At 64.0% G+C, this 24258-nt stretch carries 19 protein-coding genes; 17 read left to right on the forward strand and 2 right to left on the reverse strand.

The features are described from left to right. Window positions 1–77: 77 nt before the first annotated feature. The 9 genes from KLP40_RS13655 to KLP40_RS13695 all read left to right on the forward strand — a co-directional run bounded on the left by KLP40_RS13655 (window position 78) and on the right by KLP40_RS13695 (window position 10742). On the forward strand, window positions 78–650 hold the full coding sequence (locus KLP40_RS13655) for a hypothetical protein (protein WP_215594371.1): 573 nt from the start codon (window positions 78–80) through the stop codon (window positions 648–650). 174 nt (window positions 651–824) lie between these two features. Continuing rightward, a complete protein-coding gene (locus KLP40_RS13660) occupies window positions 825–1175 on the forward strand; it encodes a hypothetical protein (RefSeq protein WP_215594372.1) in 351 nt (116 codons plus the stop codon). A 26-nt stretch (window positions 1176–1201) separates the two neighbouring features. Further along, window positions 1202–1561 (forward strand): hypothetical protein, encoded by a 360-nt coding sequence (locus KLP40_RS13665; protein WP_215594373.1) that lies wholly within the window; start codon window positions 1202–1204, stop codon window positions 1559–1561. 67 nt (window positions 1562–1628) lie between these two features. Then, a complete protein-coding gene (locus tag KLP40_RS13670) occupies window positions 1629–2306 on the forward strand; it encodes a response regulator (protein WP_215594374.1) in 678 nt (225 codons plus the stop codon). Between the two features lie 247 nt (window positions 2307–2553). Beyond that, complete coding sequence (locus tag KLP40_RS13675) at window positions 2554–3930, forward strand: sensor histidine kinase (RefSeq protein WP_215594376.1); 1377 nt, start codon at window positions 2554–2556, stop codon at window positions 3928–3930. A gap of 288 nt (window positions 3931–4218) precedes the next feature. Continuing rightward, a complete protein-coding gene (locus tag KLP40_RS13680) occupies window positions 4219–4488 on the forward strand; it encodes a hypothetical protein (protein ID WP_215594378.1) in 270 nt (89 codons plus the stop codon). A gap of 149 nt (window positions 4489–4637) precedes the next feature. Further along, window positions 4638–5786, forward strand: a complete 1149-nt coding sequence (locus tag KLP40_RS13685; protein WP_215594379.1) for an efflux RND transporter periplasmic adaptor subunit — start codon at window positions 4638–4640, stop codon at window positions 5784–5786. A 254-nt stretch (window positions 5787–6040) separates the two neighbouring features. Continuing rightward, window positions 6041–9196 (forward strand): efflux RND transporter permease subunit, encoded by a 3156-nt coding sequence (locus tag KLP40_RS13690; protein WP_215594380.1) that lies wholly within the window; start codon window positions 6041–6043, stop codon window positions 9194–9196. Window positions 9197–9251: 55 nt separating this feature from the next. Then, on the forward strand, window positions 9252–10742 hold the full coding sequence (locus KLP40_RS13695; protein WP_215594381.1) for a TolC family protein: 1491 nt from the start codon (window positions 9252–9254) through the stop codon (window positions 10740–10742). Window positions 10743–10846: 104 nt separating this feature from the next. On the opposite strand, the gene mgrA is transcribed toward KLP40_RS13695, so the two are convergent. After that, window positions 10847–11836: an L-glyceraldehyde 3-phosphate reductase gene (mgrA, locus tag KLP40_RS13700; protein WP_215594382.1), complete on the reverse strand. Its 990-nt coding sequence runs from the start codon at window positions 11834–11836 to the stop codon at window positions 10847–10849. Window positions 11837–11892: 56 nt separating this feature from the next. On the opposite strand from mgrA, the gene KLP40_RS13705 reads away from it, so the two are divergent. From KLP40_RS13705 to KLP40_RS13735, 7 genes are all read left to right on the forward strand, one after another. Beyond that, on the forward strand, window positions 11893–12321 hold the full coding sequence (locus KLP40_RS13705) for a hypothetical protein (RefSeq protein WP_215594383.1): 429 nt from the start codon (window positions 11893–11895) through the stop codon (window positions 12319–12321). A 16-nt stretch (window positions 12322–12337) separates the two neighbouring features. Then, window positions 12338–12700, forward strand: a complete 363-nt coding sequence (locus KLP40_RS13710; protein ID WP_215594385.1) for a VOC family protein — start codon at window positions 12338–12340, stop codon at window positions 12698–12700. Window positions 12701–12915: 215 nt separating this feature from the next. Beyond that, window positions 12916–17808 carry a T9SS type B sorting domain-containing protein gene (locus KLP40_RS13715; protein WP_215594386.1) on the forward strand — a complete coding sequence of 1631 codons (4893 nt, stop codon included), beginning with the start codon at window positions 12916–12918 and terminating at the stop codon, window positions 17806–17808. A gap of 143 nt (window positions 17809–17951) precedes the next feature. Beyond that, complete coding sequence (locus KLP40_RS13720) at window positions 17952–18923, forward strand: PorP/SprF family type IX secretion system membrane protein (protein WP_215594388.1); 972 nt, start codon at window positions 17952–17954, stop codon at window positions 18921–18923. 31 nt (window positions 18924–18954) lie between these two features. After that, window positions 18955–19521 carry a hypothetical protein gene (locus tag KLP40_RS13725; RefSeq protein ID WP_215594389.1) on the forward strand — a complete coding sequence of 189 codons (567 nt, stop codon included), beginning with the start codon at window positions 18955–18957 and terminating at the stop codon, window positions 19519–19521. A 97-nt stretch (window positions 19522–19618) separates the two neighbouring features. Continuing rightward, entirely contained in the window at window positions 19619–21601 is a 1983-nt protein-coding gene (locus tag KLP40_RS13730) for an AAA domain-containing protein (protein ID WP_215594390.1), read from the forward strand. 285 nt (window positions 21602–21886) lie between these two features. Beyond that, entirely contained in the window at window positions 21887–22402 is a 516-nt protein-coding gene (locus KLP40_RS13735) for an FKBP-type peptidyl-prolyl cis-trans isomerase (protein WP_215594391.1), read from the forward strand. Between the two features lie 531 nt (window positions 22403–22933). On the opposite strand, the gene KLP40_RS13740 is transcribed toward KLP40_RS13735, so the two are convergent. Beyond that, window positions 22934–23554, reverse strand: a complete 621-nt coding sequence (locus KLP40_RS13740) for an acyl carrier protein phosphodiesterase (RefSeq protein WP_215594392.1) — start codon at window positions 23552–23554, stop codon at window positions 22934–22936. Between the two features lie 153 nt (window positions 23555–23707). Here KLP40_RS13740 and KLP40_RS13745 point away from each other — a divergent pair, with 153 nt between their 5' ends. Then, window positions 23708–24220, forward strand: a complete 513-nt coding sequence (locus KLP40_RS13745) for a pyridoxamine 5'-phosphate oxidase family protein (RefSeq protein ID WP_215594393.1) — start codon at window positions 23708–23710, stop codon at window positions 24218–24220. The last annotated feature ends 38 nt before the right edge of the window (window positions 24221–24258 follow it).

Below are 24258 nucleotides of genomic sequence, written 5' to 3' on the forward strand. Positions count from 1 at the left end.
GCCTGAAAAATGAAAATCCCCTACAGCATCCGTTGCCTGCAGCGGGCTAAGCCCGTATGCCCCATCTTTGCCTCCACATGACGAAACGCCTTCTGCCCGCGCTGTTTGCCCTGGCCAGCACCGCCGCCCTCGCCCAAACGCCCGCCCCCGACGACCCGCTGCCCCGCCTGATTCAGGAGCGCCAGCAGCTGGTGCAGGACTACGAAGCCGCCGCCGCCCAGCGCAATGCCTTCCTGGCCGACAAGCCCAGCAAAAAAGACCTGCAGGAAGTGGTGGACGCCCTGAAAGGCATCATCCGCAAGGACACCGAGATTGTGCGCGAAGTGCAGGCCGCCACCCTGCGCAAAACCGCCGCCGTGGTGGCCGAAAACCAGCAGGCCCGCCAGCAAATCACTGTGGCCCAAACCGACCAGAGCAGCACCCAAGAGCGGTTCCACGACCTGGAAAACCAGATTGCCAACCTGCAGGAGCGCGACCGGCAGCGCGACAAGAAGCTCCAGACCCTGCAAGCCACCGCCGACGAAGCCACCGCCGCCCGTACCAGCCGCGAGCTGCTGGCCGCCGCCCTGGCCGTGCTATCAGCCGGCTTGCTGTTCTACGTGCTCAAGCTGCGCGGCCAGCGCAGCGCGCCGGTGAAACGGCGGAAGTAGAATAAACAGAACGTCATGCTGCTGAGCTAAAAGAACGTCATGCTGAGCTTGCCGAAGCATCTCGCGTGCTGACGCTGAAATACCACTCCTAAGTCAGCACGCGAGATGCTTCGGCAAGCTCAGCATGACGTTCTTTTAGCTCAGCATTCCTTTATTTCGCGCGCCGCTTTCCCCATGCTCACCCCCGCCGCCCAGTTCCTGACCTACGCCGAGGCGGTGGCGCTGTACCAGCAGCTCCGGGACGCCGATGTGGACGCGCTGGTGAAAACCTGCGGCCCGCCCTCCTTCCCCTTCGGCGACGGCATGTTTTACCAGCTGCTGATTGAGGAAGCCGACGTGCCGCAGGCCCAGGAAACCGTGGCCGCGTTTGAGTTGCAGCGCGCCACGCCCCCGGTGCTGCGCTGCCCCCGCTGCCGGGCCGAGGGTGCCGCGCCGCTGCTCCGGCCTGCGTGGTGGCAGCGGCTGTATTACGCGGGCACCGTGCTGCACCAGTGCCCCCAGTGCCGCGCCACATTCCCGGTCTGAGCCCCCGATATCGTACCTTGCCGCCCATGTCTACCACTTTTCCGTTTCTGGTTGCCGACCTCGAAGACCAGGCCACCCCGGGCCGCCAGCAGCGCCTGCTGGTGAACCTGTCCAACCTGGACGACTACTATACCGTGTTCGAGAAGTACGGTTTCAGCGGCAGCGGGGCCAGCTGGGCCGAACACATCGAAACCATTCTCGAAGAGCACGCCCCCGCCCTGCTCGACCACGTGGAACTGCTGGGCCAGGGCGAAATATTTGGGGTGTACACCGATGGCCCCGGCGCCACCGAGCAGTTTCTGGCTCTGATTCTGCCCATCTTCGGCGACCTGGGCAGCCTCAACAACTACCTCAGCCAGGCCGACCCCGGCGACTTTTTCGAGTAAAACCCGCCGGAACCGGCCGCAACCGGCCCGGGCCACGTACCCGGCAAGGCATCTGTACTTGGTTGGCATGAAGATATTACTGGTGGAGGACGAGCCCAAGGTGGCTTCCTTCGTGAAGAAAGGGTTTGAAAACGAGGGCTACGAGCTCGAAATTGCCTACGACGGCCGCGTGGGCCAGTCGCTGATTCAGCACAACCGCTACGATCTGGTGGTGCTCGACGTGAACCTGCCCTACGTCAACGGCTTCGAGCTGTGCCGGCTGGCCCGCCAGCAGCCAGTGCCCGCGCCGGTGCTGCTGCTCACGGCCCTCGACAGCCTCGCCGACAAGGTCACGGGCTTCGAGGCCGGGGCCGACGACTACCTGGCCAAGCCCTTCGAGTTTCGGGAGCTGCTGCTGCGGGCCCGTGCCCTCACCCGCCGCCACGCGGCCGCCACCACCGCCCCCCACGTGCTGCGCCTGGCCGACCTGGAGCTCAACCTCGACGCCAAAACCGTCGTCCGCGCCGGCCAGCGCATCGACCTGACCACCAAGGAATACTCCCTGCTCGAATACCTGCTGCTCAACCAGGGCCGCATTATTTCCCGGGTTGATATTGCCGAGAAAGTCTGGGAGCTCAACTTCGACACCAACACCAACGTCATCGACGTGTACGTGAGCTACCTGCGCAAGAAGCTCGACCGCGGCTACCCCGTCAAGCTCATCCACACGGTCGTCGGCATGGGCTACGTGCTGCGGGAAGGGTGATTTAATTAAGAATTAAGAATTAAGAATTAAGAATTAAGAATTAAGAATTAAGAATTAAAGGTATAGTCCAGGCTGCGCCGACGAGTTACATGTAGCCCGCTTTATTTTTGATGTATTTCGACACTCGGCATTTAGGAAGTTCTAATTCTTAATTCTTAATTCTTAATTCTTAATTCTTAATTCTTAATTCTTAATTCTTAATTCTTAATTCTTAATTCTTAATTCTTAATTCTTAATTAAAAAAAGAATGCTCATTCGGAACAAGCTGATTCTGCGGTTTACGCTGCTGGTGGTGGGGATTCAGCTGGTGTTTTCGGCGTTTCTTTACTACTTCCAAGCCACCACGCGGGAGCAGCGCTTTACGGGGCGCCTGACCACCAAGGCCGCCATGACCACCCGCCTGCTGGTGCGGCGCGGGGGCCACGTGGATGAAACGCTGCTGCACCAGTTCCGGCGCCACGACCTGTTTACGATTCCGGAAGAGCAAATCAGCATTTACGGGCCGGGCCAGCACCTGCTCTACACCAGCGCCGACGGCCTGAGCCAGCTCCGCAACTCCGAGTACCTGGACCGCCTCGTGCGCGGCCAGCCGGTGCACTTCCGCGACGGGCCGCTGGAGGTAGTGGGCTTCCGCTACGTGTACCACGACCAGCCTTACTACCTGTTTGCCTCGGGCCACGATGACTTGGGCCTGGCCCAGCTGCGTAAGCTGGGTTTGATTGTGGTGGCCGGCAACCTGGCGGCGCTGGTGCTCATCATCCTGGCCGGCTGGTACTTCGCCGAGCAGGCCCTGCGACCCATTTCGCGCATCATTCAGCAGGTGGAGCGCATCAAAGCCACCGAGCTCAGCGCCCGCCTCGACGAGGGCAACGGCACCGACGAAATTGCCCAGCTCGCCCACACCTTCAACCACATGCTGGGCGGAGTGGAGCAGGCCTTTGAGTCGCAGAAGAGCTTTCTGAGCAACGCTTCCCACGAGCTGCGCACGCCCCTGGCCTCGGTGCTGGGCACCCTCGAAACGGCCTACGCCTACGATACCGACCTGGCCGAGGCCAAGCGCAGCATCGGCTCGGCGGTGGAGGAAATCAAGAAGCTGGCAGAGCTCACCAACGGCCTGCTGAGCCTGGCCCAGATTACGGACCCGGCCTTCGCGCAGGAGGCCGTGCGCCTTGATGAGTGCCTGACCCAGGCCCTCGACGCCTGCCAGCGCCGCTACCCCGGCCGGGAGCTGCGCCTGGCGTTCGGGGAGCTGCCCGCCGAGGAAGTGGACGACCTGTTTGTAGTGCGTGGCAACGCCCGCCTGCTCACCTCGGCCCTGCTCAACCTGCTCGACAACGCCTGCAAGTACTCCACCGGTCCCGTGCTGGCCCGCCTCGACTACCCCACGCCCACCATCCTGCGCGTGCGCATCTCCGATTCGGGCATCGGCATGGCCCCCCACGAGCTGGCCCGTATCTACGAGCCCCTGTACCGGGCCGGCACCGCCACTTCTGCTCCCGGCTACGGCCTGGGTCTGCCCATGGCCCGCAGAATCATCCTCGTTCACCGGGGCGAAATCCGGCTGACTTCCCAGCCCGGCACCGGCACCACCGCCACCGTGGAGCTACCGGCGATGAGTGAGTGAAGCAGGGAATGAGTGAAGGGGTGGATTGCTGAATGAGTGATTGGACAAAGGAACTGTCATCCTGAGCGGAGCGAAGGACCTTGCCACGTTGGAACGAGCCGTTGATAGGGCCGTGCTCACATGATAAGGTCCTTCGCTCTGCTCAGGATGACAGTTTTGTTTGTGCCCCGACCACCCATCCGACAATCCACCCATCCGACAATTCACCCATCCAACAATCCCACCTTCTTAACATCTTCTAACCTGCTTCTCATCCCGTTTTAATGTTGTGGGGGGAGCTTTGGGAGTATGATGGGGAAACCAATTAGTCGGCGCAACTCCCGCAACCTGCTTTTGGGCCTGTTGCTGGCCACGCTCTTGCTCTCGACCGGCCTGAATCTGTACCTGCTGCTGGAGGAACCCGCCTATCTGGCCGGTTACGAGCTCGAAGGCCCCCTGCTGGAGTCGGCCGCGGCCGTGGAGCTCGTCCAGACCCGGCGGGCCTTGGCCGAGTGCCAGGCCGGCCACCCGCTCCCGCCCGACTCGCTGGCGACGGCCGCTGCTACTGCCTACCCCTGACTGCCTTGCTGACCGCCCCGGCCGGGGGCGGTTTTTCGTCTTGTCTTACCGTCTTACCGCGGGCCGGCGGGCCCGCTCACTGGCCCGCCGGGGCCTTGGCTCACACTACCGAGCCGGGGCCCCGGCGGGCTCACCTCCGAACCTTTTGTATGCCCTTACCCTCCCGTTTCCGTTTGCGCCGGCTGCTGCTGCTGCCTCTCTGCGCCGCCACCCTGGCCGGCTGCGGCTCCAACAGTCAGGCCGATACGCCTGTCAAGGAAACCCTGCCCGAACTGCCCGTCGTGCGCCTGCACTCCCGCGACACTGTGCTCACCCACGATTACGTGGCCGATATTCAGGCCGTGCGCAACGTGGAAATCCGGGCCCGGCTGGAAGGGTTTCTGGAGCAGATTTACGTGGATGAGGGCCAGACCGTGAAAAAGGGCCAGACCCTGTTCCGCATCAACGACGCCGAGTACCGCAGCCGCCTCGACCGGGCCCAGGCCGCTTTGAGCAGCGCCCGCGCCGATGCCCGGGTGGCCCAGCTGGAACTTGAGCGCGTGCGGCTGCTGGTGAGCAAGGACATCATCTCCAAAACCGAGCTCGACGTAGCCCGGGCCAAGTACCAGGCCGCCCTCTCGCAGGTGCAGCAGGCCCGCTCGGCCCAGTCGAATGCCGAGCTGAACCTGTCGTACACGCTCATTAAGGCGCCCTTCGATGGGGTAATCAACCGGATTCCGCTCAAGATGGGCAGCGTGGTGGAAGACGGCACCCTGCTCACGAGCCTATCGGACACCCGGGCCGTGTTTGCCTACTTTAACGTGTCGGAGGCCGAGTACCTGGAGTACGTGAAAACCCACCAGCAGGACTCGGCCCGCAGCACCAACGTGGCCACGCTGCTGCTGGCCGATGGCAGCACCTATTCGGTGAAGGGCAAGGTGGAAACGGTGGAAGCCCAGTTCGCGCCCAATACCGGCTCCATTGCCTTCCGGGCCCGCTTCGATAACCCCCGCAAGCTGCTGCGCCACGGCGCCAGCGGCAGCATCCGCCTGGCCAACACGGTCCACGACGCGGTGCTGGTGCCCCAGAAATCGGTGTTCGAGGTCCAGGACAAGAACTACGTCTACCTCGTGGACAGCACCGGGCGCGTGGCCCAGCACGCCTTCCAGCCCGAAACCCGCCTGGCCCAGTTCTACGTGGTGAAATCGGGCCTCAAAACCGGCGACCGAATTGTGTACGAGGGCGTGCAGGGCCTGCGCGACGGGGCCCAGATTACCCCCCGCCCCCCCCAGTCCGAACCCACCGCCGAGGCGCGGTAGCCCGAGCCGGAAACCACAGAGAACGGTCATGCTGAGCGCAGCGCAGCCGCAGTCGAAGCATCTCTACCGCTTCGTTCTCACGTCTCGCCTCACCCCCCGGCCCCCTCTCCGAAAAAGGAGAGGGGGAGCCAGCCGACCGGATTAGCACTGCGGTAGAGATGCTTCGCCTTGGCTCAGAATGACAGTTCTCTAAGGTTTCACTCATTCGCTACTTCACTCATTCACCGCTCCCCTCACGCCGCCTAGCTGTTTCTATGTTCGCACTCTTCATTCGCCGGCCGGTTTTGTCGCTGGTCATTTCCTTGTTTATTACCCTGCTGGGCGGGTTGGCGCTGTTTACGCTGCCCATCACCCAGTTTCCGGATATCGTGCCGCCGTCGGTGACGGTGACGGCCCGCTACACCGGGGCCAACTCGGAGGTGCTGGCCAAGGCCGTAGCCACGCCCCTGGAACGGGCCATCAACGGGGTGCCGGGCATGACCTACCTGCAATCGGTGAACTCCAACAACGGCACCACGCTCATCACCGTGTTTTTCCAGGTAGGCACCGACCCCGACCTGGCCGCCGTGAACGTGCAGAACCGGGTGCAGACCGTCATTGATGAGCTGCCCGAGGAGGTGATTAAGGCCGGCGTGGCCACCGAGAAGGAGGTAAACAGCATGCTGCTCTACCTCAATATTATGAGCGACGACCCGACGGTGAACGAGAAGTTCATCTACAACTTTGCCGACATCAACGTGCTCCAGGAGCTCAAGCGCATCGATGGCGTGGGCTTCGCCGAAATTATGGGCTCCCGCGAGTACTCCATGCGGGTGTGGCTGCGCCCCGACCGCCTGGTGGCCTACGACGTGTCGGCCGACGAGGTGGTGGACGCCATCCGGGCGGCCAACGTGGAGGCGGCCCCCGGCAAATCGGGTGAGAGCTCGGGCAAGCAGGCCCAGGTGCTCCAGTACGTGCTACGCTACACCGGCAAGCTCTTCGAGCCCAAGCAGTACGAAAACATTGTGCTGCGGGCCAACCCCGACGGCTCGGTGCTGCGCCTGCGCGACGTGGCCGAGGTCAAGTTCGACATCCTCGACTACGGCATGATTTCCAAGATTAACGGCCGCCCCTCGGCCGCCATCATGCTCAAGCAGCGCCCTGGCTCCAACGCCTCCGAAGTCATTGAGAAAGTAAAGGAGCGCATGGCCGAGCTCCAGGGCACCAGCTTCCCGCCCGGCATGACCTACAACGTGGCCTACGACGTGTCGCGCTTCCTCGACGCGAGTATTCATGAGGTACTGCGCACGCTGGTGGAGGCGTTTTTGCTGGTGTTCGTGGTGGTGTACCTGTTTTTGCAGGACTGGCGCTCCACCCTCATTCCGGCCCTGGCCGTGCCGGTGGCGCTGGTGGGCACCCTGTTTTTCATGCAGCTGCTGGGCTTCAGCATCAACCTGCTCACCCTGTTTGCCCTGGTGCTGGCCATCGGCATTGTGGTCGATAACGCCATTGTGGTGGTGGAAGCCGTGCACGCCAAAATGCACGAGGAGCACCTGCCGGCCCTGGAGGCCACGCTGGCGGCCATGCAGGAAATCGGGGGCGCCATCGTGGCCATCACCCTGGTGATGTCGGCCGTGTTCGTGCCGGTGTCGTTCATGGACGGGCCGGTGGGCGTGTTCTACCGCCAGTTTTCGCTTACGCTGGCCATTTCCATCGTCATTTCGGGGGTGAATGCGCTTACCCTCACTCCGGCTTTGTGCGCCCTGCTGCTCAAGCCCGTGCCCGAGGGAGCCGCCGCCCAAAAGGGGCTGATCAACCGGTTTTTCGCCGGTTTCAACCGCCGCTACGAAAGCCTGGCCCTGGGCTACCAGCGCCTGGTGCGGGCCGTAGCCAGCCGCCGCCTCGTTACCGTGGCCCTGCTGCTGATTTTCTGCGCCGCCACCTGGGGCGTGAACACCATCCTGCCGTCCGGCTTCATCCCGACCGAGGACCAGGGCATGGTGTACGTGAACGTGACGACCCCGCCCGGGGCCACCGTGGAGCGCACCGAGCGGGTGCTCGACCAGATTGAAAAAGCCGCCGCCCAGCTCGGGCCCGTCGAGTCGGTTTCGACGCTGGCCGGCTACAGCCTCATGAACGAGGTGGCCGGCTCCAGCTACGGCATGGGCATGATCAACCTCAAAAGCTGGGACGACCGGCAGCAGTCGGTGACCGAGCTGATTGCCGAGCTCGAAGCCAAAACCCGGCACATCACCGACGCCGACATTCAGTTCTTCCCCCCGCCCACCGTGCCCGGCTTCGGCAACTCGGCCGGCTTCGAGCTGCGCCTGCTCGACCGCACCGGCCGGGGCAACCTGCAGGAGACGGCCAAGGTCAGCCAGGACTTCATTGCCGCTTTGCGCCAGACGCCGGCCGTGGGCGCGGCCTTCACCGGCTTCGACGCCAGCTTCCCCCAGTACCTGATTCACGTCGACCAGGACCAGGCCGCCAAGAAGGGCGTGACGGTGGAAAAAGCCATGGGCACGCTCCAGACCCTGATGGGCTCGCTCTACGCCTCCAACTTCATCCGCTTCGGCCAGATGTACAAGGTGATGGTGCAGGCCGACCCGCGCTTCCGCACCAAGCCCGAGGACGTGCTCAAGCTCTACGTCAAAAACGACCGGGGCGAGATGGTGCCTTACTCGGCCTTTGTGCGCCTCGAGCGCGTGTACGGCCCCGAGCAGCTCACCCGCTACAACATGTACACCTCGGCCATGCTCAACGGCGACGCGGCCCCCGGCTTCTCCTCCGGCGACGTGATTTCGACCATTGAGCGCGTGGCCGCCACCGAGCTGCCCCGGGGCTACACCTACGAGTGGAGCGGCATGACCCGGGAGCAGATTCTGAGCGGCAACCAGGCCCTGTACGTGTTCGGCATCGTGCTGCTGTTCGTGTACCTGCTGCTGGCGGCCCAGTACGAAAGCTTCCTGCTGCCCCTGCCCGTGCTGCTGAGTCTGCCCACCGGCATCTTCGGCGCCTTCCTGGCCCTCAAGCTGCTGGGCCTCGAAAATAACATCTACGCCCAGGTTTCGCTGGTGATGCTCATCGGGTTGCTGGGCAAGAACGCCATTCTGATTATCGAATTCGCGGTGCTTAAGCGCCAGGAAGGCCTCTCGGCCCTGGAGGCGGCCGTGCAGGGCAGCTACGCCCGCCTGCGCCCCATCCTGATGACCAGCTTCGCCTTCATTGCCGGCCTGATTCCGCTCACCATTGCCACCGGCGCGGGCGCCCTCGGCAACCGCTCCATCGGCACGGCCGCGGCCGGCGGCATGTTCATCGGCACCCTGTTCGGCGTGATCCTGATTCCGGGCCTTTACGTGCTGTTCTCGGGCGGCGGCAAGAAGCCCAAGCAGCCCGTGGAAGCGCCCGCGGAAGAGGCGGTGCTGGTGTAATTCAGAACGGAACTCCCCCCTCTCACTACTCAGTACCCAATACTCACTACTCTCCATGCCCTCACTTACCCGCTCCCTGCTCCCCCTGCTCACGGCCCTTTCGCTGGCGGCGGCGGGCTGCCGGGTGGCCGCGCCGGCAGCGGCCCCGGCCGCCACGCCCCTGCCCGCTGCCTTCCCGCTGGTGGCCGCCGATTCAGTGGCCGCGGACTCCGCTTCCTACGCCGATCAGCCCTGGCGGGAGCTGTTCGGGGATGCCAACCTGCGCGGGCTCATTGACACGGCCCTGCAGGCCAACCCCGACGCCCGCATTGCCCTGCAGCGCCTCGAAATTGCCCGGGCCGATTTGCAGCTTCGGCGCGGGGCCCTGCGGCCCACCGTGGATGGGGTGGCCAGCGCCGGCGTGGACCGCTTCGGCTACTATACGATGAACGGCATCGGCAACTACGACACCAACCTGTCGGGCAACATTGAGGGCAAGGAGCGCATCCCCACCCCCACGCCCGACTTCTTCCTGGGCCTGCGCTCGTCCTGGGAAATTGACCTCTGGGGCAAGCTGCGCCAGCGCCGCCAGGCCGCCTACCTGCGCCTGCTGGCCACCCAGAAGGGCCGCCACCTCATCGAAACCGAGCTGGTGGCCGAAGTGGCCCGTCTCTACTTCAACCTGCTGGGCCAGGACAACGAGCTGCGGGTGCTGGAGAAAAACCAGCGCCTCCAGGAGCGCGCCCTCGACATTGTGGGCACCCTCAAGCGGGCCGGGCGGGCCAACGAGCTGGCCGTGCAGCAGTTCACGGCCCAGCTGCTGCGCACCCGCAGCCTGGAGGCCGAAACCCGCCAGCGCATTGCCGCCACCGAAAACACGCTCAACCGCCTGCTCGGCCGCTACCCCCAGCCCATCCGCCGCAGCCTGCCTATTCTGGAGCAGCCCCTGCCCGCCCAGGTAGCGTCCGGCCTGCCCGCCGCCATGCTCCTGCGCCGCCCCGATGTGCGCCAGGCCGAGCTGGAGCTGGCCGCCACCCGCGCCGACGTAGCCGCGGCCCGGGCCGCCTTCCTGCCCTCGCTCAACCTCACGCCCTACTTGGGCCTGAACGCCTACCGGGCCTCGGTGCTGTTTTCCACGCCCGGCTCCCTGGCCTACGGGCTGCTGGCCGGCCTCTCGGCCCCGCTGCTCAACCGCGCCGCTCTCCAGGCCGGCTACCGCCGCTCCGTGGCCGAGCAGCAGATGGCCTACCACACGTACCAGAAGGCTATCCAGACGGGCTTCGAGGAGGTTGCCACCAACCTGCGGGGCGTGGGCAACTACCAGCGCATGTACGAGCTTCAGCAGCAGGAAGTAACGGCCCTCAATAAGGCCGTAAGCGTGTCCGACGACCTCTACAAGGCCAACTACGCCACCTACCTGGAGGTGGTCACGGCCCAGCGCAGCGTGCTGGAAGCCGAGCTGAACCTGACCAACACCCGCCGCCAGCAGTTTCTGCTGCTCATCGACCTCTACCGCGCCCTCGGCGGCGGCTGGACGGCCGGGGCTGGGACGGAGGCTGGGGAGTAGGCACTTTTGAAATTCCCACGAACGTCCGCTGGGCGCTGCGCAGAGGAAGGAAGTTTATCCCTCACCTCTGCGCAGCGCCCAGCGGACGTTCGTGGGAAACCTATTTACCCCAGCACCTTTTCAATCCGCCCCAGTTCCTGTTCACTAAAGGTCAGGTTTTCCAGGCAGCGCAACGAATCATCCAGCTGGGCGGGTTTGCTGGCCCCGATGAGCACGGAGGTGACCCGCTCGTCGCGCAGAATCCAGCTCAGGGCCATCTGGGCCAGGCTCTGGCCGCGTTCCTGAGCCAGCTCGTTCAGGGCCCGGATCTGGGTCAGGCGCTCCTCCGTGAGCTGGGTTTCGGTGAGGAAGCCCACGCCCTTGGCCACCCGCGAGTCGTTGGGGATGCCGTGCAGGTACTTGCCCGTGAGCAGGCCCTGGGCCAGGGGCGAAAACGGGATGCAGCCCACGCCTTCCCGGCCCAACAGGTCGAGCAGGCCGTTTTCCGGGCCGCGCTCAAACATCGAGTATTTGGGCTGGTGAATCAGGCAGGGCGTGCCCAGCGCGCGCAGCATCCCGATGGCCTCGGCGGCTTCGGCGGGCTCGTAGTTGCTGATGCCCACGTACAGGGCCTTGCCCTGGCGCACCACGTGGTCGAGGGCGGCCATGGTTTCTTCCAGGGGCGTGTCGGGGTCGGGGCGGTGGGAGTAAAAGATGTCCACGTAGTCGAGCTTCAGGCGGCGCAGGCTCTGGTCGAGGCTCGACACGAGGTATTTGCGCGAGCCCCACTCCCCGTAGGGCCCTTCCCACATGTGGTAGCCGGCCTTGGTAGAAATGACCAGCTCGTCGCGGTAGCCGCGAAAATCCTCCTTCAGAAGGCGGCCGAAGTTGGTTTCGGCCGAGCCGGGCGGCGGGCCGTAGTTGTTGGCCAGGTCGAAGTGCGTGACGCCGCTATCGAAGGCCCGGTGCAAAATAGCGCGGAAGTTGGCGAGCACGTCCACGTCGCCGAAGTTGTGCCAGAGGCCGAGCGAGACGGCCGGCAGTTTCAGGCCGCTGCGCCCGCAGCGGCGGTAGGGCATGTCGGCGTAGCGGGCGGGGCGGGGTTGGTAGGGCATAGTGGGTCGGAAAGTAGTTGGATGAAGTCGTAAGTAAGCAGGAACCCGTCAAACGCTTGCGCCGCTACCTCCACTGCGTTGGCTGGAATTGCTTTGTGGCCAACGCAACTACGCAGGGCCGGCAGTCCGCTGGTTTGCCTTACCTTCTGCTCGTCTTAGCTCCGGGTTTCTTTTTTTCAACTATGTCGGCCTTACCCCTCCGTTTTCAGCACGCAAACCAAGTGGTGGCCGGTCTGCTGGTGCTCAGCAACGGGTATTTTCTCGTTCTCAGCTATTGGCTCATTCGTTCTGAGGGGGGCCCCATGGGGTATGGGTGGCTGGGGCTGCCGTTTCTGTTGGTTGCCCACACCCTGCTGGTTCCGGCGGCGCTAACGCTTCCCCGGCAGTGGCGCGGCAGCACCCGCTTGTTCGTGTTCAACCTAATCGGGCTACTCTACAGCGTGGGACTACTGTATTTTCTACTTTTCAAACCTGGCACGCCCTGACCATACCGACTTCTTTATGCCGCAAAAAATCCTTTCCCTCCGGCCCTTCATCGGGGCCCGGGACTACGCCGTTTCGCGCCGCTTCTACCACGCCTTCGGCTTCACCGAAACGGTTCTCTCGCCGGTCATGTCCTTGTTCAGCCTCGGCGGCGTGAGCTTCTACCTGCAGAATGCCTACGTGGCGGACTGGGTGGACAACACCATGCTGTTTCTGGAGGTGGAGAATCTGGCGCAATACTGGCAGGAGCTGACGGCGCTGGATCTGCCCGGCCGGTTTGCGGGCGTGAAGCTGGTGCCCATCCGGGAGGAAGCCTGGGGCCGGGAAGGCTTCGTGCACGACCCGGCCGGCGTGCTCTGGCACATCGGCGAGTTCAGATAGGTAGTGCGGCGGGAGCCGGGATAGCGTAGCCTGCCGGAAAACGCCTTCGGGACCGGGGACAAACTTTATTGCCGGTGCATAGCTATATAACTATAGCAAAGAGGATTGGTATTTTTTAAACTAACTTCCTGGCAGGTCGCGTTGTCCCCAAACAACGGGAGGCTCATCTTTCCCGGGACCTGCCCGTTTGCTCGCCCACTTGCCCGCTGCTCCCTATGCCCGCAGATTTCCCACCTGTTTCCGCCGCTGCTGTCTTCTCTCCCATCCCGTCTGCCGCCCGCCTGCCGGGCCGGCGCCGGTATCCGCGCGGGCAGGGGGGCATCCGCTGGCTCTTCGCGCTGCTTGGGCTGGCCCTAAGCGGCCTGCTGACTCCGGCCCGCGCCCAGACGGCTCCGCCGGAGTGCAGCCAGGACGAGAAATTTGCCAATACCTGGTATTTCGGCTACAAAGCGGGCCTCGATTTCAACCAGGCCACCGATTCCATCAAGCCCGTGGTACTCACCAACGGCCAGATGCGGGCCCCCGCCGGCGCGGGCGTCATGTCGGACGGCACCGGCGCCCCCCTGTTTTACAGCAACGGCGACACCATCTGGAATGCCGACGGCAGCATCATGACCAACGGCACGGGCCTGGGCGGCAACCGCCTCACCACCGACGGCCCCCTGCCCATCCGCATGCCCGGCAGCCCGCCCCCCCTGACCCCGGGCGCCGCCACGCGCTACCTGCTGTTCACCCAGGATGCCCAGGGCGGCCCCAAGGGCCTGAGCTACTCCGAAATCGTGATTCCGGCCGGGGGCGGGCCGGGCACGGTGGTGGCGGCCACCAAAAACACGCTCCTCACCCAGGGCACCACCGAGAAGATGACGGCCGTATTCCACAAAAACGGCTGCGACATTTGGCTTATCGTGCACGGCTGGGGCGACGCCAAAACCGGCACCGCCAACCGCGGCGACGCCTTCCTGGCCTACCGCGTGCGGCCGGCTACGGGCGGAGCCTCGGGGCCACCCACAATTGATGCGCCCATCCCCTCGGTCATAGGCTCCCTGCACGCGCCGAGCGTATCGCCGATGGGCTACCGCGGCCAGATGAAAGTGACGCCCGATGGTCAGCAGCTTGCCCTGGCGCGCTACAGCGCGGTGGCCGGCGACAGCACCAGCAGCGTGGAGCTGTTCAGCTTCGATACGGAAACGGGCCTGGTCAGCAACCCCAAAATCATCGACAGCACCGCCGGCGGCTACTACGGGGTGGAGTTTTCGCCGGGCGGGAGCCGCCTCTACGCCACCGTACTGGGTGCGGCGCCCCGCCTGCCCCAGCTTCTGCAGTTCGATATCAGCAACCTGGGCACGGGCGGCGGCCTGGTGGGGCGGGAAGTAATTCCGCTGAATCAGACGGCTCCGGTGAACCTGGGCTCCCTGCAGGCGGCGCCCGATGGCAAGATTTACGTGGCCCGCGAAAACCAGTCCGCCCTGGGCTTTATTCCCTACCCCGATTCCCTGGGCGTGGCCATTGCCTACTCCGACGACAGCCTGCAGCTGGACGGGCGGCGCAGCGGGCTGGGGCTGGTCAACTTCAACCAGAGCTCCCTGCTACGGGTGGGTTTCGGGGGGCAATCGACGGCCTGCCTCCAGATTACCTTCCAGGCGCCGCCCATCGAGTTCAACAACAAGACCTACCTCTGGACTTTCGGCGACGGCACCACCTCAACGCTCGAAAACCCGGTACACACGTTCCCGGCTCCCGGCAACTACACCGTTACGCTGCGCATCACCACCGACTGCTTCTGCCGCGAGGCCACCAGCCTTGTGCCCGTGCCCGGCGCCCCCACCCCCGGCCGCATTGCGGCCGATCAGACCCTTTGCAGCGGCAGTACCCCCGCCCCGCTCACCAGCGCGGCCCCGGCCGGGGCCGGCATCGGGCAGTACAGCTACCAGTGGCAGCGCTCGGCCAACAACGCGGCCTGGACGGATATCCCCGGGGCCACCGCCGATACCTACGCCCCGGGCGCGCTCAGCACCACCACCTACTACCGGCGGCTGGTTACCTCGGGCTTCTGCGCCCCGCGCACGCCCACGGCTTCGGTGAAAATTACGGTGCTGCCCGCGCTGACTGCCGGCTCCATCGCCGCCAATCAAACTGTGTGCGCCGGCAGCCCCGTAGCGCCGCTGACGAGCACCACGGCGCCCACGGGGGGCTCCGGGCAGTTTGCCTACCAGTGGGAGGCATCGGTTGATAACGTTACCTGGACGCCCATTGCCGGGGCCAGGGCCAGTACCTATAATCCGGGGCCGCGTACGGTCACGACCTCCTTCCGCCGCCGGGTTACATCCGGGCCCTGCGCGGCGCTGTCCGGACCGGTCACGATTACGGTGGTCCCAGCCCTGACGGCCGGCACCATTGCGGCCGACCAGGCCCTGTGCGCCGGCGCCACCCCGGCCCCGCTCACCAGCGCCGCGCCGGCCGCGGGCGGCGCGGGTACCATTGCCTACCAGTGGGAATCGTCGACCAATAACGCCACCTGGACCACCATTGCGGGTGCTACCCAGGCAACGTACGCGCCCGGGCGGCTCACGGCAACCACCTACTTCCGCCGCCGGGCCAGCGCGGGAGCGGCCTGCGCCCCGGCCGTATCCAATGTCGTCACCATCACGGTGGCCCCGGTCCTGACGGCCGGCAGCATTGCGGCCGACCAGACGCTGTGCTTTGGTGCGACGCCGGCTTCACTTACCAGCCGCGCGCCGGCTACGGGCGGGGCGGGCCCCATTACGTACCAGTGGGAATCGTCGGCGAACAGCACTACCTGGACCGTTCTCAGCGGCGCCACGAGTTCAACCTATGCCCCGGGGCCGCTCACGGCGACCACCTACTTCCGCCGCCAGGCCAGCGCGGGGGGCTGCGGGCCGGTGAGTTCCAACGTGGTGCGGCTGACGGTGCTGCCCGACCTGCGGCCCGGCACCATCCGGGCCGACCAGGCTATCTGCGCGGGCACCGTGCCCGCCCCCCTGACCAGCTCGGCGGGCGCCAGCGGTGGCACGGGCACTGTCACCTACCAGTGGGAGTCATCGACCAATAACGCCACCTGGACGGTTATCAGCGGAGCGACGAGCCCGACGTACGCCCCCCGTTCGCTCACGGCTACCACGTATTTCCGGCGTCGGGTCACGTCGGGTGGCTGCGGGCCGGTGCCCTCCAACGTGGTGACGATTACCGTAACGCCGGCCCTGACGGCCGGCACCATTGCAGCCAACCAGACCGTGTGCGCGGGCACTGTGCCCGCCCCCCTGACCAGCCCGACGGCAGCCAGCGGCGGCACCGGCACCTTCACCTACCAGTGGGAGTCATCGACCAATAACGCCACCTGGACCACCATTGCGGGCGCGACCCAAGCAACGTATGCCCCCGGGCCGCTGGCGGCCACTACCTATTTCCGCCGCCGGGTCACGTCGGGCGCCTGCGCCAGTGGGCCCTCCAACGTGGTAACCATTACCGTGACGCCGGCCCTGACAGCGGGCACCATTGCGGCCAGCCAGGCCGTGTGCGCGGGCAGTGCCGTGGCCCCGCTGACGAGTGCCACGGCCCCGACCGGCGGCACCGGCACGTATGCCTACCAGTGGGAATCGTCGGTGAACAACTCGACCTGGACGACCATTGCGGGCGCTACCCAGGCAACGTACGCGCCCGGGCCGCTCCCGGCTACCACGTATTTCCGCCGGCGGGTAACATCGGGCCCCTGCGAACCGCAGACCTCTAACGTGGTGCGGCTGACGCTGCTCCCGCCCCTGACGGCGGGCAGCATCCGGGCCGACCAGACAATCTGCGCGGGCACTGCGCCCGCGCCCCTGACCAGTTCGGCGGGCGCCGGGGGCGGCACGGGCACCTTCACCTACCAGTGGGAATCGTCCACCAACAACGCCACCTGGACGGCCATTGCGGGGGCCAGTGCCGCGGCGTACGCTCCGGTTCCGCTCACGACTACCACCTATTTCCGGCGCCGGGTAACGTCGGGCACCGGCACCTGCGCCACGGGAGTTTCCAACGTGGTGGTAGTGCGCGTGCAGCCCCTGGTGACACCCACCGTGACGCTGGCGACGCCGCCCACCCAGTGCCCTGGTACGCCCCTCACCTTTACGGCCGTGGTTGCCAACGCGGGCCCGGCCCCGACTTTCCAGTGGTTCGTCAACAACGCGGCCGTAGCCAGCGGGCCGACTTTCACCAGCAGCACGCTGGTCACCGGCGACCAGGTGCGGGTGGCCGTGACACCCTCCGCGGGCCTGTGCAGCACCCAGCCGGCCACGGCCACCGTAACCGTGACGCGCACTGCCTCGCCCGTCCCCACCCTGACGATTGCCGGGCAGCCGGCCGGACCGGTGTGCCCGGGTGAGCTGCTGACGTTCCGGCTGGCCGGCGTCAGCGCGCCCGGCCCGGCCCCGGCCTACCAGTGGCAGGTGAACGGCACGGATGTGGCCGGCGCCACGGGACCGGTGTTTACCAGCACCACCCTGCGCGAAGGGCAGACCGTGACGCTGCGCCTGCGCACCACCAACTCCTGCAACCAGGTCGTAACGGCCGTTTCCAACGGCATAGCGGTGCGCATTCAGCCCCCGGTCCGGATCAGTGCCGGGCCCGATCAGCTGATACTGGCCGGCACATCGGTACTGCTGGAAGGCACCGCCGATGGCTCCTACCCCGTGACCTGGACCCCGGCCCAGGGGCTGGACTTTTCGGGCGGCGACTCGCTGCGGCCCCGGGCCACGCCCCTGGTAACGACCACCTACACCCTGGCGGCCGGCGCCGGAGGCTGCGCCGCCTCCGACCAGGTGACGGTGACCGTGCTGCCGGCCATCCGGATTCCCAACGCCTTCACCCCCAACGGCGACGGCCGCGACGATACCTGGCAGATTGAGTTCATTGAGCAGTTTCCGGACAATACCGTGACCGTGTTCAACCGCTGGGGCAATAAGGTTTTTTCGGCCGAAAACTACAGTCGGGCCACTGAGTGGCGCGGCGACATCAACGGCCAGCCGGCTCCGGTGGGCACTTACTACTACGTCGTTGTCACGAAGGGTCCGCTGGGCCGGTCCTACAGCGGCTCGCTTACGGTTCTTTATTGAGTGGTTGTTAGTTGTTGGTTTTTAGTTGTCGGTTGTCAGGGGCTTCATTGAGGATATTGTGAAGAATCTTGCCCACTGACAACCGACAACTAAAAACTGACAACTAACAGACCAGCATCCGACTACTAACGCCCCCCGCTGATATGAAACCAGCCTTTCTCTTTTCCCTGCTGCTGCTCCTGCTGCTGGCCGCCGCGCCGGTGCTGGCCCAGCAGGAGGCGCAGTACAGTCAGTACATGAACAACAATTACCTGCTCAATCCGGGGGCCACGGGCGCGGAGGACTACATTGATGTGAAGTTCAGCTACCGCGCTCAGTGGGTGGGCCTGACGGGGGGTCCGAGAACCTACTACGCCAGCATCAACTCCTCTTTGGGCAAGTGGCGCACCACCAACAAGCGCACCCTCCAGGACCGCCGCCGGCCCTTCCACGCCCTGGGCGGCCTGGTGTACCGCGACGTTACCGGGCCCACCAGCCGCACCAGCGCCTACCTTTCCTACGCCTATAACCAGGTCCTGACGCCCAAGCTCCGGGCCGCGCTGGGCATGTCGGTGGGCATGCAGCAGTTTGCCGTAGACGGGAGCCAGCTGCAGTTCTTCGACCCCACCACCGTGGCCGCCAGCGACGCCTCCCGAGTGCTCGATGGCTCGGTGGGCCTGTGGGTGTACAGCCCCAGCGTGTACGTGGGCATTTCGGGCACCCAGCTGCTGGCCAACAAGCTCGACTTCTCCTACGACCCCAACCAGCTCGGGGCCGGCGCGGGCAACTCACTCCGGCGCCACTACTACCTGACCAGCGGGGTGCGTCTGCCCCTCAGCCGCGACTGGTCCTTGGTACCCTCGGTGCTGGTGAAGGCCGTGGGTTCCGCCCCGCTTTCCCTCGACCTCAACGCCAAGCTCAAGTACCAGGATTTGCTGTGGGCCGGCGTGTCCTGGCGCGCCTTCGATTCGGCCGTGCTCATGGCGGGCCTGAGCTACGAGCAGTTCACGGTGGGCTACTCCTACGACGCCGGCCTCTCGGAGCTGGCTGGCTACCACTTCGGCAGCCACGAGCTGCTGATCGGTCTGCGCCTGAAAAAGAAAACGCAGGTCGTGTGCACCAACCGGTTCTGGTAAAAGGTTTTGGCGGCTCGAAACAAGTTCAACTATGCTCACCGGATACCGGTCCTTTCCAATGCGGCTATTACTCGTCTTCATCTGGGCACTGCTCCCGCTGGCGGCCGCCGGCCAGACTTCTCCGGCGCCGGAGAAGCTCTACGAAACGGCTTTTAACTACATCCGCCACGACCGGCAGCTGCGCCGGATGGGGCTCCATCTTCGGGACGTCGCCGTCTTCGACAGCATCGTTCATCAGGACCTGGGCGTCTTTAACCAGGACGTAAGCGAGTTGTGGGGATATATTTCGTATCATCAACAACATTGCCTGCTCGATTCCCTGATCCGGCTAGATGAAGCGACCTACCACCAGCCCTATTTCTCCCCGCTGACCGCCCGCCTGACGGCCAATCCGGGCAGCAGCAGAGGCGCTACCGTCATCCTGTTCTCCCAACTCGACAAGAACCGTCTGCTGGCTCAGGTCAGTGACAACCAGCAGGGCGGCCCCGGCCTGAAAAATGTAATTTCCACGTTCGATCAGTCGGTGGTCTACTTATTCCTGTTTGGCCCCGAAGGCAAAATCCAGCGGTGTTATTCGCATCTGGTTCAATTCAACTAACCCGCCGCCCCAAAGCCCATTCCCAAATTCCTCCCGACCTTTCGGCCACCATTTGCCCGGATTCGTTGTTAGTCACGAATCCCAAACCCTGAATCTGTTGGCTGAACAACCTACCTATACCGAACCCTACGCCCTCGAAAAAGAGCTGCGCAAGGTGCAGGCCCTCATGAAGCTCGAGCAGCAGGAGGACTACGAGCAATTCAAAATCAAGAGCGCCCAGGCCAGCATTGCCGAGCGCCAGAAGCGGGGCCTGACCTGGTACCCGGTTAAAATCACGAAGGAAGACATTGGCTTCGGCGGCAAGCTCGTTATTGAGCTGGAGCGCCAGGGCGGCCAGGGCGGTCTGCACCTGTTTCAGGTGGGCAAGAACGCGGCCCTGTTCGGCAACATCCCCGGCCGCTCGGGCTCCGACCGGCCCACGCTCTCGGGCGTGATTACCAGCGTCAAGCGCAACAAAATCCTGCTCGCCACCACCAAGGAAGACCTTCCCGACTGGGTAGACGAGGGCAAGCTGGGCGTGGACCTGACCTTCGACGAGGTGAGCTACCGCGAGATGGAGTACGCCCTGGGCAAGGTGATGGGCGCTTACGACTCCCGCCTGGCCGAGCTGCGCGACGTGCTGCTGGGCGCCAAACCGGCCCGATTCAAGCCGGAATCGGAAGCCACGCTCTACTACCCTTCGCCCCTCAACGAAAGCCAGCTCTCGGCCGTGCGCCACGTGCTGGCGGCCCAGGACGTGGCCATCATCCACGGCCCGCCCGGCACCGGCAAAACCACTACCCTGGTGCAGGCCATCCTGGAAACCATCCGGCGCGAGCGGCGGGTGCTGGTGTGCGCGCCCAGCAATACGGCCGTGGATTTGCTGACCGAAAAGCTGGCCGAGCGCGGCGTGAACGTCATCCGGATGGGCAACCCCTCCCGGGTGTCGGACTTGCTGCTCCAGCACACGCTCGACGCCCAGATTATGAACCACAAGAGCTACGCCGAGCTGCGCAGCATGCGCCAGACGGCCGAGCAGTACCGCGAGCAGGCCGGCAAGTTCAAGCGCCACTTCGGCTGGGAGGAGCGCGAGCAGCGCCGGTTGCTCAAGCAGCAGGCCCACGATTTGCTCCAGGAGTCGGACCAGTTGGAGCGCTACATCACGGAGGACTTGCTGGAGCAGGTGCAGGTGATTACGTGCACGCTGGTGGGTGCCAGCAACCGCGCCATCCGCCACCTCACCTACGAAACCGTGTTCATCGACGAGGCCGCCCAGGCCCTGGAGCCGGGCTCCTGGATTCCGATTTCCAAAGCCAACCGCGTGGTGCTGGCCGGCGACCACCAGCAGCTGCCACCCACCGTGAAGAGCGACAAAGCGGCCCGCGACGGCCTGCGCGAAACCCTGTTCGAGAAGTGCATCAAGCGCCAGCCCGCCACGGCCCGGATGCTGGAAGTGCAGTACCGCATGCACGAGCTGATTATGGAATTCAGCTCCCAGCAGTTCTACGACGGCCGCCTGGTGGCCGCCCCGGCCGTGGCCCACGCCGACCTGACCGCCTACGACCCGCGTTTCGCCCCCGACTTGGCCGTGGAGTTCCTGGATACGGCCGGCTTCGGCTTTCAGGAAATCACCATTGAGGAAAGCCGCTCCACGGCCAACCCCGAGGAGGCCGACCTGCTGCTCAAGCGCCTTTCGCAGCTGCTGGAGCCCTACGACCCCGCCGACCACGAGGACGACCTGCTCACCATCGGCGTCATTGCCCCCTACCGCGCCCAGATCAACTACCTCAAGGACGCCATTGAGGAAAACGACGAGCTGGTGGGCCTGCTGGAGCACCGCATGCTGAGCGTGGGCACCGTGGACTCGTTCCAGGGCCAGGAGCGCGACATCATCGCCATTAGCCTCACCCGCTCCAACACCCAGGCCGAAATCGGCTTTCTGAGCGACATCCGCCGCATGAACGTAGGCATGACCCGGGCCCGCCGCAAGCTCCTGCTCGTGGGCGACTCCAGCACCCTCGGCGCCCACCCCTTCTACAAGGCCTTCCTCGACTACGTGGAAAGCATCGGGGCCTACCGCACGGCCTGGGAGCTGCAGTAAGGTGTTAGTTGCTCGTTGTTAGTTGCTCGTTGTTAGTTGCTCGTTGTCAGTTGCTCGTTGTCAGTTGCTCGTTGTCAGTTGCTCGTTGTCAGTTGCTCGTTGTCAGTTGCTCGTTGTCAGTTGTTCGTTGTCAGTTGTTCGTTGTCAGTTGTTAGAACGACACGAACAACTGACAACGAGCAACTGACAACTGACAACTAAGTCCTGAAAATTACCGGCCTAATTCCGTAACTAGCCATCTCAAACCCATCCTTCATTTGCGGCGCACCCGCGCCCACCCCGCATATGACCCAGATCAGCGAAAACAAAGTCGTTACCATCACCTACGACCTGAGCGTAACCGACGAAAACCAAGAGAAAGTCCTCGTAGAATCGGCCGAGGAAGATGCGCCGATGGTATTCCTGTTCGGCCAGAGCGGCCTGCCCGACGAGTTTGAGCGCCAGCTCAGCGGCAAAAACCCCGGCGACTCGTTCACCTTCTCACTCACGCCCGAGCAGGCCTACGGCGAGTACGACGAGCAGGCCGTCGTCGAAATCCCGAAAAACGTGTTCGAAATCGACGGCCAGATTGACGGCGAAATGCTGCAGGTCGGCAACTTCCTGCCCATGGCCGACAACCAGGGCCACCACATGCAGGGCAAAGTGCTCGAAATCGGCGACGCGGCCGTGAAAATGGACTTCAACCATCCCCTGGCCGGCATGGTCATGCACTTCGACGGCAAAGTAGCCGACGTGCGCGACGCCACCCAGGAAGAAATGGAGCACGGCCACGTCCACGGCGAAGGCGGCCACCAGCACTAGTCTTTTCAGGCTTATTGGCAATAAAAACGGGGCTTCACGGCCCCGTTTTTTGTCAGTATTTTGACCTCTATTTTTAGCTAGCCTATTTTGTAGGGAAGCTTACAACATTTCAGCAGGCTTAAAAATAACAGTAGGACTTGAAGGTAAAATTAGATTTGGACATACTAACGTTCCAAACAAAAAACCTTCACAAAAAAACCCGTTAGGCAATCAATATGAAGATTTTTTTATTATTCGCAGATATAATTTATTTAATATTGTTAATAAACTATATTTTATACAAATATCTTTCAGGAATTATTTCCATTTTTATACCGGAAAACGTGCTTGATCTATTGAATGTGCAAAGCAAATTTATTTTAAGTTTACCAATATTTAAGATATCAATTGCTATAATCGTTGTCAATATAATAGCTTGGTTTTTTGCGGAATTCTATAATTATTGAGAATAGTGTAATACCTTTATAGCTGTTTCGTGAACAGTGTGCACGTCTGATGTAGGGATTCGGGCTTCCCTATAAAGTAGGCCAGCTAAAAATAGAGGGCGCTTATGCAAATGTCCTCCACCCCCGCCCGTAGTTCCGGCCAGAACTCCTGAAAATCGGCCTCGTAGGCCGGCAGCTCCGCCAGAAACGCGGCGCCGCCGGTGGCCAGCACTCCGGCGGCGGGCACGCGGCGGCTCAAACCCAGCAGGGCGCGGTGCAGACCTTCGGGGTGGGCGTAGCCGGTTAGCCAGTCGTGCTGGCGCATGTAGTGCAGCATTTCCTGCAAACGTCCGGGCAGCTCGTGGCGGCGCTCGTGGAGCAGCTGGTACTGGCGCCGGGCAAACTGCGGGAGCGGCTCCTGGGGGTGATGCTGCGCGAAGTCGCGGGCCAGCAGATGGTCGTAGCCCATGTCCGAGACCACGCCGGCCCACTTGCCCAGTCCTGCTTCGCGCAGGCGGGCGGTGGTGCGGCGCACGACGGGGTGGGCATCCGTAAAGGAGTCGATGAAGCGGTGGAGCCGGATGCCGCGCTGCACCGCTTCGGGATAGGCCAGCAGCCCGGCCCGGCCGCGCACGGCCTCGGCCGCGAAGTTGCCCACCACGATATCGGCGTAGTCGGGGGTGGTGGCGGGGGCGCCGGAGAGCAGCAGGTGGGCCAGAAAGTTCATGCGGAGCGGAAGATACGGCAAGGGGGCGGCGGAATGGCCGCGCGAAGCCAACCCGCAGCCGGGGCCAACCGTACAGATAGGCGGCCCGCGGGTCCAACCCCGGCCCCCGGGCAATAGTTTTTCGCCCCGATTCTTTCCAAAACATCCCAACCCATGTCGAATCAAACCACCGTCACCCACGACCTGTCCAAGCTGCTCGATAAAATCAAGGACGTGCGCATTGCCATGCTCACCACCCAGGACAACGATGGCAGCCTGCGCAGCCGCCCCATGTACACCCAGAAGCCCGACGGCAGCAGCGCCCTGGTGTTCCTGACCGACAAGGACTCGGCCAAGGTGTACGAAGTGAAAAAAGACGGCCACGTGAACCTGAGCTACGCCAACCCCGACGATAACGTGTACGTCTCGGTTTCGGGCCGGGCCAACGCCTACCGCGACCAGGCCGAAATCGACCAGCTCTGGAGTGAGCCCCTGCGCGCCTGGTTCCCCAAGGGCAAAGACGACGAGAGCATCTACATCCTGAAGGTAGAAATCGACAAAGGCGAGTACTGGGATACGCCCAGCAGCCTCATTACCCAGGCCTACGCCTACGTGCGCGCCCTGGCCACCGGCGAGCGGAGCACCTCCGACGACGTGAACGAGCACGCCAAAGTGGAAGTGAAATAGACTTCGCTTACTGAATAGGAGAAAGGTCCGGAAGCAAT

Origin of the sequence: Hymenobacter piscis, assembly GCF_018760735.1 — a bacterium.
GTDB classification, from domain to species: Bacteria; Bacteroidota; Bacteroidia; order Cytophagales; family Hymenobacteraceae; genus Hymenobacter; species Hymenobacter piscis.